Here is a 12476-nt window from a genome sequence, read left to right on the forward strand (position 1 = left end):
TCCCGTCAACCTTCTGTTTTGATATTGCTCAGTATGCTGACTATCAGTATGCTTGTCAACGATCGTACGCCGTCCTGCCTCCGAGGAGAATTCGGTGAAAGACAACAACGACATGCCCGGGCATCTGGCGCGCCGGTTCCAGCAGATCGCCGTCGCGGTGTTCCTGGCCGAGGTCGAGGATGCCGGCTTCGATCTCACGCCGGTGCAATACGCCGCGCTTGCGACCATCAAGGCCAATCCGGGGCTCGACCAGGTGACGCTTGCAGGGCTGATCGCCTATGACCGCACCACCATCACCGGCGTGATCGACCGCCTCGTGCAGAAGGGACTGGCCGAGCGCCGCGCTTCCAGCCGCGATCGCCGCGCCCGCGAACTCGAGATCACCGACGAGGGCCGGCGCACGCTGCGCAAGATCACCCCGGCCGTGGAATCGGCCCAGCGCATCCTGCTGCGTGGCCTCAGCGCAAAGGAGGGCGAGGATCTGATGCGGCTGCTGCGCAAGGCGATTGCCGCCGGCAACGATCTGAGCCGCGCCCCGCTCCGCGATCTGCAGGCATGATCCGGTATTTCTGTACGTACTTGTCGCAGGCCTGCGAAACCAGGAACTAACCTTCGGCTGTTACGGTCGGCAACATTCTGCGCTTAACGCGCGATTAACTTTGCCGGTCGGGAGATCAGGATGTTCAAGTTCCTCATTGCGGCAGCGGCCGTCGCGCTCTCGACCGTTCATGCGCTCGCAAACGGCCATGGCGGCGGCGATGCCGCTCCTCCGCCCAAGCCCGAAGCGACGACCGCACCGGCGAAGGTGGTCCTGACCAAGCAGGGTCCCAAGCTCGTCGATCTCAAGGGCATGACGCTCTACTATTACGAGCGCGACACCACCGGAAAGACGTCGAACTGCAACGGCAAATGCACCGAGAGCTGGATGCCGTTGCCCGCAACGGCCGACGCCAAGGCCATTGGCGACTTCACCGTGATCAGCCGCAACGACGGCAGCAGGATGTGGGCGTACCGCTATCGCCCGCTCTACACCTCGGCCGCCGACAAGACGCCGGGCGACGTCAACGGCAATGCGACGACCCTGCAATGGCGCGTCGCCCGGCCCGGCGAATAAGCAAAGCCGCCATCAGCGTGCCCGCATGCGCACGATGATCAACTCGTCGGGATTGGGACGCTGTGCGCTCACCCGCGCCAGCGCGCGCCGGTCTCGGCCTGCGCGTTCTGTCCGGGCGGCAGCACCACGACCATCGAATTGAGCTTCACCCGGTCGTAGAGATCGATCACGTCCTCGTTGCGCATCCGGATGCAGCCGGACGAGATCGCCTGCCCGATATATTCGGGCTGGTTGGTGCCATGAATCCGGTAGAGCGTGTCCTTGTTGCCGGAATAGAGATAGATGCCCCGCGCGCCCAAGGGATTGGCGGGACCGCCGGGAACGCGCGCCGGGTACGGCCCGAGCCGCGCCTGGATATCTGCCGTCGGAACCCAGTCCGGCCATTCCGCCAGGCGACCGACCCGCGCGACGCCGGAGAACGCCATGGCTTCCTCGCCGACCGCAACGCCGTAGCGGATCGCCTTGCCCTCTGGCAGCACGTAATAGAGATAGCGTGCGTCGGTATCGACCAGGATGGTACCCGGTTGCTCCTTGCGCTGATAGTCGACGACGTGACGGAGATATTGTTCGGGCACATTCGCTTGCGCGTAAGGCGTGTGCGCAAGCAACTGCCGGTCGCGCGGCGTCATGCTCGCGTCGGTCGACGGCGAAAGCGTTGCCTGCATGCAGCCGCCCAGCGGCAACAAGGCAACGACGAACAAGGCGATTAAAGATCTTGGCACCGCCGGCCCCCGATAGCGGATAGCAGCGCCCCCAGCATCCCCAGATGCTGCCAAAATCGTGCTGAAAACAAGGCAGCGCGGAACACGTGCGCGTGTTCAACAAAAGGGGTTCCATCACCACAAACGGCGGAAGACCGTCGCATCATCTCCATCCCCTCGCCTTGCTTTGGTCAAACCCGGCTGGACTCGTGCGTCATCGTGCGAGGCTCATCCGGTTGGGATGGACTCACCCCAAATAGATCGGCTCGCGCCAATGCGGACGACCAGTATTTCAAGCGCCCGGCCTTCAAACACCGGGCTTCAAAGGAGCTGCGATGCTCGCGACGCTGAACCCCAAGCAAATCGTCGATGAGATCGTGAAGGACACGGTCAAGGACAACGATCCGCACGACGCGATTCAGATTTCGCCCGACATTGTGCTGGCCTCGCGCCCCATCAGCGTTGCGCCCGCGCTGGCGCCTGACATTGCGACGCGTCCGGAGCCGAAATTCGCGCCGGAGCCCAAAGCCTTGCTCGAGCGCAAGATCTCTATTGAGCCCAAGTTCAGTCCCGTCTCGGAGCCGCAGGCGGCGCCCCCGCCCTCTGTCGACACGGCCGTCCGTGTCGCGGCGAGCGATGGCCTCGGTCCGCGGAAGCGATCCCCCGCGGGCAAGTGGCTGCGCGGCGCTTTCGTCACGTTTCTGTTTGCAGGCGGTAGTGCGGCCGCCACCATCGCCTGGGAGAAACACGGCGACACCGCCAAACAGATGTTCGCCGAATGGACACCGGCATTGACGTCGCTGCTGCCATCGACATCGCAGACCGCGCCGGTCGCTGCCGCGCAGGCCGCACCGCCCGTGGAGCAGGCCGCCCCGCCCGCACCGCAAGCGGCAACCGATCAAACGGCCGATCAATCGGCGACACCGCCCGCAGTCCAGGTCGCGGCCGCTGCGCCCGCAGCGACGCAGTCCGATGCAGCGCAGTCGGTGCAAGCGATGACGCGCGACCTCACCGCGATGGCGCAGCAGATCGAAACGCTCAAGGCCAACATCGCCGAGTTGAAGGCCGGACAGGAGCAGATGGCGCGCGAGATGGCAAAACCGCCTGCGCCGAAGCCGGTAGCTGAGGTCAAGCCTGTTGATCCGCGCACACGTGCTGCTGCGGTCCCACCGCGAGCTCCGTCACCGCCGCCGGTTCGCAAACCGAAACCGGTCGTGTCGCACACCTACATGCCGGCCTATTCGCCCGCGCCGCTCGCAGCTTCGCCGCCGCCTTCGCAGGCTGCCGCGATGCCGCCGCCGCCAGCCGCACCTGTTACCACGACTCAAGCCGTCGCCGATGACGATGGACCGGTCGTGCGCCCGCCAATGCCGTTGCGCTAGACCGAGACCGCGCAAGCAGCACGGCGCGCTGCGACAACATCGCGTAGGCTGTCCGAGTCGATGTGATGCGTTGAGTCCGGACAATTACGGAAAGCGATTTTTCTCGCTCAAGAGAAAAGGCCGTCGGGATCTATGCCGGCGGCCTTCTCTTGCAGCTGCCGGTTCCCGGAGCCCGGTTCTGCTGCAATTCCATGCCTTATGATCACGCCAACATATTTAATTAAATGTTAAGGCCGTCAGACGCTGCACATCATTTCTGCGCCATAAGCACAGAGATTGCGCGGTCCGTTCATCGGTAGATGTCGACTCAGTGGTACCATCCGACATGTGTTGAGACTTCCACTGAAGCTCATCTCGTCACACCGGGGAATTCGGATGCCGTACTACTCTTTCGATCTTGTGGTTGGTGGAGAGTTCAGGAACCAGGGCGGAATCATCCTCGAAGACATCGAGGTTGCCTCCGATCGCGCCGACCAGCTCGCCACCGAGCTGTCGCAGGTGAAGCCGGAGCTGCAGCAAAAGGGTTGCGCGGTGCGCGTCACCGATCGCGACGACAACGAGCTTTACCGCACGCCGCTCGATCCCGTGCCGGCCTGGCGCCGCTGACTACTCGTCAAGCGCCGGCGGCTCGAACCAGTTCGTCAGCGACAATCCGCCGTCGACGACGAAGGCTGCGCCGGTGACGTAAGCGGAGAGCTTGTTCGACAAGACGGTGAGCGCCATCGGCGCAAGGTCATTGGCCTCGCCGAGACGCCCGAGCGGAATGTGCCGCGCCAGCGCGGGATCCGCGACGAACCCGCCGGCGGCGATCGCGCCGGGCACCAGCGCATTGACGCGGATGTCGTGGCGGCCGAACGTCTTGGCCAACTCCTTCACCAGCATCGCCATCGCCGCCTTCGCCGTCGAATAATGCGGCAGGTTGCGCGGCGTGCCCGCATGCAGCGAGGTGAGAAACAGGAACGAGCCCGGCCGCTTCGCCGCGATCAGCCGCTTTGCGAGTTCGCGCGCCAAGTGAAAGCCGGCATCGAGATTGACGGCATGCATCTGCTGCCAGATCCTGCGATCGACCGCGAGCGCATGATCGGCCTCTCGCCGCGGCGGCGATGCGCTGTGGACGAAATGCGTGATACCGCCCAACGCAGCGTCTGCGGTAGCAAGCAGCGCGTCGCACGCATCCAATTCGGCGAGATCGCCGACCCAGGGCACCGCCAGTTCTGGCCTCTTGCTCGCGCCGATCGCGGCGCTCACCCGCTCCGCGCTGATGTCGGCAAACACGGTCCGGACGCCCTCGCCAACCAAGGCCTGCGCGATGGCGCGCCCGATGCCGTTGCCCGCGCCGGTGACGAGCGCTGTGTCGCGGGCAGGATCGAATGGCGTGCTGAACAGGCTCATGTCGCTCTCCGAGGCCGGGATGCGGGCCACGATAGCGCACCGCGCCGGGGCGCGACAAATTCGCTCCGGCACCATTGCGGAGCAGCCCGCCGGACGCTAGCCTCCCAAAAAAATGGAGGAGATACCAAGGATGCGCTACGGTTTCCTGATGGCTGGCCTGTTGCTGATCGCCGCTCCGGCCAAGGCCGAGGACCATCTACGCTCGACCTATGTGACCCTGGTCCTGCAGGCCTTTGCCACCAAGGTCGAATGCCCGGGCACGGACGTCGTCTACCAGGATCTCGTACAGAAGGCGGCGCAGATGAAGCTGCCCGACGGCACCACCGAGAAGGTGCGCAAGGCAATTGCCTGGATGCATACCGGCGGCAAGATGGGCGAGAAGCAGGACGACGATCTGATGGCCGAGGTCGCGGTGGCGACCCAGGCGACCGATCTCAACCAGCGCCGCCTCGGCATGCCCAACTGGTGCGAGGCCCAGAAGACCAACCTCGCCGGCCTGATCCGGGCCAAGGGCGGCTAGCAAGCCGGCTGTCGCGGCGTTAAGCACACCGCGACGGAACCTGCGTTTCGGCCAATAATCGTCACATTCCTCGCCAGCATGCGGGCTCCTTCGCACAGGAGAAGCCCCATGCGGATGACGCATCTCATGGTCGCCGGCGTGCTCGCGATGAGCGCAGCGCTGGCCGCCCCGGCACAGGCAAAGAACTCCGACGCCCAAAAGGGCGAGGACAAATCGACCACCTCATCGTCCTCATGCAGCGCCTATCAGCAGGCGCCGGACGGATCGTGGGAGCAGCTCCCCTGCAAGGAGGCGGGCGAGCGCGGCCAGCCGCAGACGCAGCAACGATCCCCGGCACGGGGGCCGGATCGCGAGGAACGCTGAAGCGTTTCCGGTCCGGCGATCAGCTCTGGTGCGGCCCGCGGATGATCTTCATGGCGTCGGCGATGTGACGCCATTCCTTGGCCTCGTCGGCCTCGCCGCGGCCGTCGCAGGCCTGGGCCTGCTCGGCGGCCTTCGCGATCGCAGCAAATCCATGCCGCTCGAGCATCTGCCGCGCGACGGTGTGGACCTGGACCTCGGACATCATGGGCGCTCTCCCGTCATGAGGATACCGCGGCGCCCGGCTCGGCGCTCCGCGTCTCACATAACGATCTCGCCGTGATCACCGTTCCGGCGTGCCGATCACATCGGCACGCGCTGGAACTGGACCGCCCATAAAGACAAAGGCGGCCCGCTATGCCCAGCGGACCGCCCTCTCACCCACCCCAAAGCTGGGAGTCGCCGGCCGCGTCCCTACGCGACCGCCGCTTTCTTGCGCTCGAAGTCGTTGGGTACCTCGATATCGACCTCCAGGGTCGATACCTCGTCGCCGCGCTCGAGCCGGACGATGACCTTGGTCGGGTCCAGCATGACGTGCTTGGACACGACGGCGAGAATTTCCTCGCGCAGCACGCCGAGCAGATCGGGCTGGCCACGCATTCCGCGCTCATGGGCAAGCAGGATCTGCAGCCGTTCGCGTGCGACGGGTGCCGAGGCCTTCTTGCCGCGGAGAAGTCGAAGCAGACCCATGCTCATGCAGCCCTCCGTCGCAGCAGACGATCCATCAGACCTCTGCGCTCGGCGGGAACATGCATCGTCACGTTCTCGCCGCAGAGGCGCTTGGCCGCGTCCATATAGGCCCGCGCCGGCGCTCCATCCGCATTCGACAGCGTCACCGGCGTGCCGACGTTGGAGGCCTTCAACACGTCCTGGCTCTCGGGGATGATGCCGAGCAGGGGCGTTGCGAGGATCTCGAGGATGTCCTCGATGGTCAGCATCTCGCCGCGCGCGGCGCGCGAGGGGTCATAGCGGGTGATGAGGATGTGCTTCTCGACGCGCTCGCCCTTCTCGGCCCGCACGGTCTTGGAATCGAGCATGCCGATGATGCGATCGGAATCGCGCACCGAGGAGACTTCCGGGTTGGTCACGATCACGGCCTCGTCGGCAAAGCGCATGGCCATGGAGGCGCCGCGCTCGATACCGGCCGGGCTGTCGCAGATGACCCAGTCGAAGCGGGCGCGCAGATCGTCGATGACCTTGCCGACGCCCTCTTCCGTCAGTGCGTCCTTGTCGCGGGTCTGCGAGGCCGGCAGCAGCCAGAGGTTCTCCAGCCGCTTGTCCTTGATCAGTGCCTGCGGCAGTTTGGCGACGCCCTGCACCACGTTGATGAGGTCGAATACAACGCGGCGTTCGGCGCCCATCACGAGGTCGAGGTTACGCAGGCCGACGTCGAAATCGACGACGACGACCTTGTCGCCGCGTTGCGCCAGCGCAGCCCCAAGGGCGGCGGTCGTCGTGGTCTTGCCGACGCCCCCCTTGCCTGATGTCACGACCAGTACCTTTGCCATTTCTGAAATCTCCTTCTGGTCAGTTCAGCGCGGTAATTCGCATGGTGTTGCCCTGCAGCCAGGCCTGGGCCGGCTTGCCGCGCAGGGCCTCGTCGATATCGTCGGCGGTCTGATAAAACCCATCGATTGCAAGCAGTTCGGCTTCGATCTTCTGGCAATAGATGCGCGCGCTCGTGCGACCGTTCACGCCCGCCATGGCGCGGCCGCGCAGCGCGCCATAGACGTGGATGGAACCGCCGGCGACGACTTCGGCACCCGACCCGACTGAGCCGAGGATGGTGACGTCGCCTTCGGGAAAGATCACGGTCTGGCCCGAGCGCACGGGGGTCTCCAGCAGCAGTGACGTCGGCTTGGCGTCGGCCTTCGTCTCGGCCTTCTTCGGCGCGTTCGGCTCGATCACGCAGCTGCGCCCGCCCGAGAGCAGCGGCGGCATCATCGGGGTCAGCCTCGCCTCCTCCACGCCCTCGATGCCGAGCACGCGGATGTTGCGGTCCTGAAGGCTGGTGAGCAGATGGCCGATCCCGGACTGGCTGAGGTCGACCGAGGACAGGTCGATCACCACGGGCCGGCCGGCAAAGAAGCCCGGCGAACGCGCAATGGTGGCATCGATCTCGTGCAGCCAGTCCTGCACCGGAACCGTCGGCGTGAACACGAAGGCCACATAGGAGCGCCCGCGCAGGCGCACCATTTGGCGTTGAGGTTTGACTGCAGCCTCCATATCGGCCGACTCGTTCCCAGTTATTGAATGGTTAACGATGCGGCGGATATGGTTAACGGCCGGTTAATTTCTCCGCGGGGTTACGTGGGGGCAGCCGGTATTGCGCTCTCGTGTCCCGGACGCGCTGCGACGCGCAAGCGTTGCTGCGCCGAGCCGGGACCCAAGCCACACGGGTTGCTCCGGCGAAATGGGCCCCGGCTCTGCAGCGCACCGCCGAAGAGGCGCTGCGCTGCGTCCGGGGCACGAGATGAGGAATGCGGCGCACAGCGTTTGCAATGACGGAGGTGCCTCCCCTACTTCTTCACCTTGCTCGCATCCATCTTGATGCCCGGATCCAGCATCTTCGTCGTGAACGCCGTCGTCACGTCGAACGGCTTCTCCATGCCGAGATAGGTCTGGACCAGTTCATAGTCCTTCTTCATCCGCTCGCCGTCGATCCAACCGAGCGATTTCGTCGTCGTGAACTCGTCCGTCATCAGGAACTTGATGCGCTCCCACTGGCGCTCCTGGTTCGCCTGGTCGAGACCGGAGACCTGGTCGAGCAGTGCCTTCAGGCACGGCGCGACGTCGGCGACGCAGGCCGCAAAGGCCTTCTGCGTGACGCGCACGAACTCCTCGACGACCTTCGGGTTCTTCTGCAAGTATGCGCCGTTGACGATCAGCGAATTGCCGTAAGGGTTGAGCCCGATGTCCTTCCAGTTGACGTAGCCGAGGTCGGCCCCGAACTCGATCACCTTCAGATCGTGCTCGTTGTAGAAGTCGCTGATGATGTCGACGGTGTGGCTCTTCAGCGCCGCGATCTTCGCGGTTGGCCCGACATTGACGAAGCCGACGGAATCCGGCGCGATGCCCGCAGCCTTGGCGAAGGCTGGCCACATCACGCGCGAGGCATCACCGGGCGGATTGCCGACCTTGTGGCCGGCAAAATCCTTCACGCCGTTCACGCCGTAGCTCTTCAGCCAGTAGAAGGTCTGCCCGGTATTGGCATAGACGCTCATCACCGCGACGGTATCGGCGCCCTTGCTCTTGGCCACCAGCATGGTGGCGAGATCGGCGACGCCGAAGGGCGAGCCGCCGGAGCCGACCTTGGCGGCGGAGACGCCCGAGCCCTTGCCGGTCTCGATCGTGAGGTCGATGCCTGCCTTCTCGTACCAGCCTTGCGCCTTGGCATAATAATACGGCGCGTGATCGGCCGTCGGCGTCCAGTTCAGGATCAGATTGACCGCTTCGCCCGCATGCGCGGGCGCCGCAGTTGCACCGAGCATCAGGGTCAAGACCAGGGCCGAGCCCACCGCCTGCAAACGCTTCATCGCATCTCTCCTCGTTGCCGTGACCCGGCTTGTCGCTCTCCCCTTGTGAGGATACCAATGCAACAAGCCTGTCCTCCACTTGTCAACTGTTTGGTTGGAAATGCCCGCAAAACGATCTGGCGACACCGTGCCGCAGCGCCGCGACCCCGTCGCCACCCGCAACAAGCTGCTGACCGCGGCGCGGCTGGAATTCGCCCGGCACGGCTTTGCGGGCGCCCGCGTCGACGAGATCGCAATGCGCGCCGGCGTCAACAAGCAGCTCGTCTACCATTATTTCGGCGACAAGGACGCGCTGTACCTCGCAGTGCTCGAATGGGTCTATGAGGATATCCGCGAGCAGGAGCGGAAGCTCAATCTCGAAGGCCTGCCGCCGGAGAAGGCGATCCGCAAGCTGATCGAGGCTTCGTTCGACCATCTGGCCGCACACCCTGATTTCATCGTGCTTTTGAACGACGAGAACCGCGGCGGCGCCCGCCATGTCCGCGGCTCGACACGGCTGGAAGCGATGCACTCCCCGCTGGTGAAGAGCGTCTCCCACATTCTCAACGAGGGGGTGCGCGCGGGCGTGTTCCGCAAGGGCATCGATCCCGTCCAGCTCTATATCTCCATTGCGGGCCTCAGCTATTTCTTCTTCTCCAACACGCCGACGCTGTCGGCGATCTTCGGCAAGGACCTGTCGAGCCGCACCGCACGGCGCGCCCGCCGCCGCCATGTCGCCGATCTGGTGCTGCAGTCGCTCCGGCCATAATCAACCATCTGGTTGAAACTTCCCCGGAAGGCGGCTAGGCTTGCGACCTGCGGCGTCGCCGCGCCAACAGGGAGCAATCGGTGACAGGAGACAGCGCACGCGCCTCGCGCAGCTTTGCGATCATCCTGATCGTGCACCTCGCCGTGCTCGTGCTCTGGCAGGTCGCGGTCGACGCCTTTCACGTGCCGAAATTCATCCTGCCCTCGCCGCTCGCGACGATCCAGACGCTGGGGACCGCGAACTACGCCTGGGGCGCCAACACGCTGGTGACGGCGATCGAGATCCTCGGCGGCTTCGCGCTCGGCGCCTTCGTCGGCGTCGCGCTGGCCGTGATCTTCAGCTGGGCGCCGCTGCTCAGCCTGGTGCTGCTGCCGCTGTTCGTGACGCTGAACATGATCCCGAAGGTCGCGCTCGGCCCGCTCTTCATCGTCTGGTTCTCCTACGGCATCATTCCGAACATCCTGATCGCCTTCAGCATCTGCTTCTTTCCGATCCTGCTCACCACCGCGCGAGGCCTGCGCGAGGTCGAGCCGGATTTGCTCGATCTCGTCAAATCCCTCCGCGGCTCGCGCTGGACGCTATTCCGCAAGATCCAGCTGCCGGGATCGCTGCCTTACGTGTTCTCCGGCATGAAGGTCGGCGCCATCCTGGCGGTCGCCGGCGCCATCGTCGGCGAGTTCATCGCCTCCGAGCGCGGGCTCGGCTACCTCATGATCCAGGTGCAGTCATCGCTCGACACGCCCGCGATGGTGATGGCCGTCGTGCTGCTGACGCTGCTCGGGGTCGCTCTCTACGGCCTCGTCCTGGTCCTCGAACGCATGTTCGTGGTCGGCGACGCAAGACAGACCTGACAACGGCAGAACCAAGGGACAAATCCATGCTGCTCACCCGCCAGACGCTGCCGAAGACCATTCCCGATATCGCAGCCCTCGACGAGCTGCTGTGCCGTCCGACGCAAGCGCTGATCGACGACCTCGCCAAGGTCGAGGGCGACATCATGATCCTCGGCGTCGGCGGCAAGATGGGCCCGACGCTGGCCGGGCTGGCCAAAGCGGCCGCGCCCGATCGCCGGATCATCGGCGTGGCCCGCTTCAGCGACGCCGGCGTGAAGGACTGGCTGCACGCGCGCGGCGTCGAAACCATCAATTGCGACCTGATGGACGAGAAGGCAATTGCGGCGCTGCCGAAGGCGCCGAACATCATCTTCATGGCCGGCCGCAAATTCGGCGCCGAGGGCGATCTGTCGCTGACCTGGGCGATGAACGCACACGTGCCCGCCCTGGTCGCCCAGGCCTTCCCGTCCTCGCGCATCGTGGCGTTCTCGACCGGCTGCATCTATCCCTTCGTCGCTGTGGACGGCAAAGGCTCGACCGAGGACATGGCGCCGAACCCGCCCGGCGAATACGCCCAGTCCTGCGTCGGCCGCGAGCGCATGTTCGAGTATTTCTCGCACAAATTCGCAACGCCGGGCCGGCTATTCCGTCTCAACTACGCGATCGACATGCGCTATGGCGTGTTGCACGACATCGCGACGAATGTGCTTGGCGGCACGCCGATCGACGTCAGCCTCGGTCATGTCAACTTCATCTGGCAGGGCGATGCCTCCGCGCAGGCGCTGCGCTGCCTTGCGCACTGCACCGCGCCCACATCGCCGATCAATGTCAGCGGCCACGAGATTTTGGCGGTGCGCGATCTTGCCCAGAGATTCGGCGCAAGGTTCGGCCGCGCGCCGGTGCTGACAGGCAAGGAAGAGCCGACGGCATGGCTGACCGACACGTCGAAGGCGGTCGAGCTGTTCGGCCTTCCGGTCGTCGACACCGAACAGTTGATCGCCTGGACCGCCGATTGGGTCTCGCGCGCCATGCCGAGCCTCGGCAAGCCCACCAAATACGAGGTGCGCGATGGCCGTTACTGACGTCCCGCACATCGTCCAGCTCGGTGTTGACGACGCGATCGCGGGGCTGGCGTTGTCGACGGAAGCGCACTGGAACCAGACCGACGAGGACTGGCGCATCTTCCTGCGCGACGGCGTCGTGTTCGGCATTCGCGACGGCATGCGGCTGGTCGCAACCGCAGCACTGCTGCCCTATTCCGGCAACAACGCCTGGATCAGCATGGTGCTGGTATCAGGCACGCATCGCCGCCGTGGCCTTGCCACCCGTCTCGTCGATGCCTGCCTGGAGACGGCGCGTCAGAACGGCCTGACCAGCTGGCTCGACGCCACGCCCGACGGCGCTGCCGTCTACGGACCGCTGGGGTTCACGCCGACCCTGCAATTGCGTCGCCTGAAGCTGTTGAAGCCTGCGCGGGCCGAAGCGCCGCCATCGTCATCCGCGACCATCGAAGCGCTTTGCGTGCGGGACCTGCGGGCCACCGGTTTCGACCGGACTGCGCTCCTCTCCGCCCTCGCACAACGTTCCGGCTCGCGCATCGTCGGCGCCAACGGCGCCATCGCGCTGGTTCGCGACGGCCGGACCGCCCGCCATATCGGCCCGTTGTTGGGCAACAATGCCGCGGCAGCTCTGGCTTTGGTTGACGCGATCGTGCGCTCCGAGACCAGCCCGCTCCTGCTCGACGTCGTCGCGTCGCAAGACGCGTTCCTGGAAGGATTGACCGCCTCCAGCTGGACCATCGAGCGCCCGTTCCAGCGCATGCGGTTCGGTCCCGCCACCGTCACGGGCGAGGAAATGCCATTCGCCGTCGCCGGCCCTGAATTCGGATAG

General features: G+C 65.2%; 17 protein-coding genes. 10 read left to right on the top strand and 7 right to left on the bottom strand.

Annotated features, from left to right (window positions below):
• The first annotated feature begins 94 nt into the window (after positions 1-94).
• Positions 95-559, top strand: a complete 465-nt coding sequence (locus CIT37_RS22430) for a MarR family winged helix-turn-helix transcriptional regulator (protein WP_028144898.1) — start codon at positions 95-97, stop codon at positions 557-559.
• 120 nt (positions 560-679) lie between these two features.
• Positions 680-1114, top strand: a complete 435-nt coding sequence (locus CIT37_RS22435) for a COG4315 family predicted lipoprotein (RefSeq protein ID WP_095424267.1) — start codon at positions 680-682, stop codon at positions 1112-1114.
• A 68-nt stretch (positions 1115-1182) separates the two neighbouring features.
• Here CIT37_RS22435 and CIT37_RS22440 read toward each other — a convergent pair whose 3' ends face one another.
• Entirely contained in the window at positions 1183-1779 is a 597-nt protein-coding gene (locus tag CIT37_RS22440) for a L,D-transpeptidase (RefSeq protein ID WP_162832231.1), read from the bottom strand.
• A 371-nt stretch (positions 1780-2150) separates the two neighbouring features.
• Here CIT37_RS22440 and CIT37_RS22445 point away from each other — a divergent pair, with 371 nt between their 5' ends.
• Positions 2151-3197: a hypothetical protein gene (locus CIT37_RS22445; protein WP_028144901.1), complete on the top strand. Its 1047-nt coding sequence runs from the start codon at positions 2151-2153 to the stop codon at positions 3195-3197.
• A 375-nt stretch (positions 3198-3572) separates the two neighbouring features.
• On the top strand, positions 3573-3803 hold the full coding sequence (locus CIT37_RS22450) for a DUF6894 family protein (protein WP_018322949.1): 231 nt from the start codon (positions 3573-3575) through the stop codon (positions 3801-3803).
• Here the strand turns inward: CIT37_RS22450 and CIT37_RS22455 are convergent, their stop codons facing one another.
• Positions 3804-4589, bottom strand: coding sequence for an SDR family NAD(P)-dependent oxidoreductase (locus tag CIT37_RS22455; RefSeq protein ID WP_028144902.1), 786 nt, complete (start codon positions 4587-4589; stop codon positions 3804-3806).
• A gap of 130 nt (positions 4590-4719) precedes the next feature.
• On the opposite strand from CIT37_RS22455, the gene CIT37_RS22460 reads away from it, so the two are divergent.
• Together CIT37_RS22460 and CIT37_RS22465 are read left to right on the top strand one after the other, a co-directional pair.
• A complete protein-coding gene (locus CIT37_RS22460; protein ID WP_028144903.1) occupies positions 4720-5109 on the top strand; it encodes a hypothetical protein in 390 nt (129 codons plus the stop codon).
• 108 nt (positions 5110-5217) lie between these two features.
• Positions 5218-5472 carry a hypothetical protein gene (locus CIT37_RS22465; RefSeq protein WP_028144904.1) on the top strand — a complete coding sequence of 85 codons (255 nt, stop codon included), beginning with the start codon at positions 5218-5220 and terminating at the stop codon, positions 5470-5472.
• A 19-nt stretch (positions 5473-5491) separates the two neighbouring features.
• On the opposite strand, the gene CIT37_RS22470 is transcribed toward CIT37_RS22465, so the two are convergent.
• The 5 genes from CIT37_RS22470 to CIT37_RS22490 form a co-directional block, all read right to left on the bottom strand.
• Positions 5492-5677 (bottom strand): hypothetical protein, encoded by a 186-nt coding sequence (locus tag CIT37_RS22470; protein WP_028144905.1) that lies wholly within the window; start codon positions 5675-5677, stop codon positions 5492-5494.
• Positions 5678-5883: 206 nt separating this feature from the next.
• Entirely contained in the window at positions 5884-6165 is a 282-nt protein-coding gene (minE, locus tag CIT37_RS22475) for a cell division topological specificity factor MinE (RefSeq protein WP_028144906.1), read from the bottom strand.
• Positions 6162-6977 (bottom strand): septum site-determining protein MinD, encoded by an 816-nt coding sequence (gene minD, locus CIT37_RS22480; protein ID WP_028144907.1) that lies wholly within the window; start codon positions 6975-6977, stop codon positions 6162-6164. The genes minE and minD overlap by 4 nt, the downstream gene beginning before the upstream one ends.
• A gap of 19 nt (positions 6978-6996) precedes the next feature.
• The gene (gene minC, locus CIT37_RS22485; protein WP_028144908.1) at positions 6997-7695 is read right to left on the bottom strand and encodes a septum site-determining protein MinC; all 699 of its coding nucleotides are present in this window, start codon (positions 7693-7695) and stop codon (positions 6997-6999) included.
• A 293-nt stretch (positions 7696-7988) separates the two neighbouring features.
• Entirely contained in the window at positions 7989-9005 is a 1017-nt protein-coding gene (locus CIT37_RS22490) for an ABC transporter substrate-binding protein (RefSeq protein WP_028144909.1), read from the bottom strand.
• Between the two features lie 100 nt (positions 9006-9105).
• Between CIT37_RS22490 and CIT37_RS22495 the strand changes: the two genes are divergently transcribed.
• From CIT37_RS22495 to CIT37_RS22510, 4 genes are all read left to right on the top strand, one after another.
• Positions 9106-9753: a TetR/AcrR family transcriptional regulator gene (locus tag CIT37_RS22495; RefSeq protein WP_028144910.1), complete on the top strand. Its 648-nt coding sequence runs from the start codon at positions 9106-9108 to the stop codon at positions 9751-9753.
• Between the two features lie 80 nt (positions 9754-9833).
• Entirely contained in the window at positions 9834-10604 is a 771-nt protein-coding gene (locus CIT37_RS22500; protein ID WP_028144911.1) for an ABC transporter permease, read from the top strand.
• 26 nt (positions 10605-10630) lie between these two features.
• Positions 10631-11668, top strand: coding sequence for an NAD-dependent epimerase/dehydratase family protein (locus tag CIT37_RS22505; protein ID WP_028144912.1), 1038 nt, complete (start codon positions 10631-10633; stop codon positions 11666-11668).
• Positions 11655-12476: a GNAT family N-acetyltransferase gene (locus CIT37_RS22510; protein WP_095424268.1), complete on the top strand. Its 822-nt coding sequence runs from the start codon at positions 11655-11657 to the stop codon at positions 12474-12476. The genes CIT37_RS22505 and CIT37_RS22510 overlap by 14 nt, the downstream gene beginning before the upstream one ends.

It is taken from the genome of Bradyrhizobium ottawaense (assembly GCF_002278135.3).
Lineage (GTDB): Bacteria > Pseudomonadota > Alphaproteobacteria > Rhizobiales > Xanthobacteraceae > Bradyrhizobium > Bradyrhizobium ottawaense.

Bases quoted from the DNA above. Each gene is read 5' to 3' on its own strand.
- minE (WP_028144906.1), bottom strand. From the start codon at position 6,165: ATGAGCATGGGTCTGCTTCGACTTCTCCGCGGCAAGAAGGCCTCGGCA.
- CIT37_RS22465 (WP_028144904.1), top strand. From the start codon at position 5,218: ATGCGGATGACGCATCTCATGGTCGCCGGCGTGCTCGCGATGAGCGCA.
- CIT37_RS22470 (WP_028144905.1), bottom strand. From the start codon at position 5,677: ATGATGTCCGAGGTCCAGGTCCACACCGTCGCGCGGCAGATGCTCGAG.
- CIT37_RS22490 (WP_028144909.1), bottom strand. From the start codon at position 9,005: ATGAAGCGTTTGCAGGCGGTGGGCTCGGCCCTGGTCTTGACCCTGATG.
- CIT37_RS22450 (WP_018322949.1), top strand. From the start codon at position 3,573: ATGCCGTACTACTCTTTCGATCTTGTGGTTGGTGGAGAGTTCAGGAAC.
- CIT37_RS22445 (WP_028144901.1), top strand. From the start codon at position 2,151: ATGCTCGCGACGCTGAACCCCAAGCAAATCGTCGATGAGATCGTGAAG.
- minD (WP_028144907.1), bottom strand. From the start codon at position 6,977: ATGGCAAAGGTACTGGTCGTGACATCAGGCAAGGGGGGCGTCGGCAAG.
- CIT37_RS22435 (WP_095424267.1), top strand. From the start codon at position 680: ATGTTCAAGTTCCTCATTGCGGCAGCGGCCGTCGCGCTCTCGACCGTT.
- CIT37_RS22455 (WP_028144902.1), bottom strand. From the start codon at position 4,589: ATGAGCCTGTTCAGCACGCCATTCGATCCTGCCCGCGACACAGCGCTC.
- CIT37_RS22440 (WP_162832231.1), bottom strand. From the start codon at position 1,779: ATGCAGGCAACGCTTTCGCCGTCGACCGACGCGAGCATGACGCCGCGC.
- minC (WP_028144908.1), bottom strand. From the start codon at position 7,695: ATGGAGGCTGCAGTCAAACCTCAACGCCAAATGGTGCGCCTGCGCGGG.
- CIT37_RS22460 (WP_028144903.1), top strand. From the start codon at position 4,720: ATGCGCTACGGTTTCCTGATGGCTGGCCTGTTGCTGATCGCCGCTCCG.
- CIT37_RS22495 (WP_028144910.1), top strand. From the start codon at position 9,106: ATGCCCGCAAAACGATCTGGCGACACCGTGCCGCAGCGCCGCGACCCC.
- CIT37_RS22505 (WP_028144912.1), top strand. From the start codon at position 10,631: ATGCTGCTCACCCGCCAGACGCTGCCGAAGACCATTCCCGATATCGCA.
- CIT37_RS22510 (WP_095424268.1), top strand. From the start codon at position 11,655: ATGGCCGTTACTGACGTCCCGCACATCGTCCAGCTCGGTGTTGACGAC.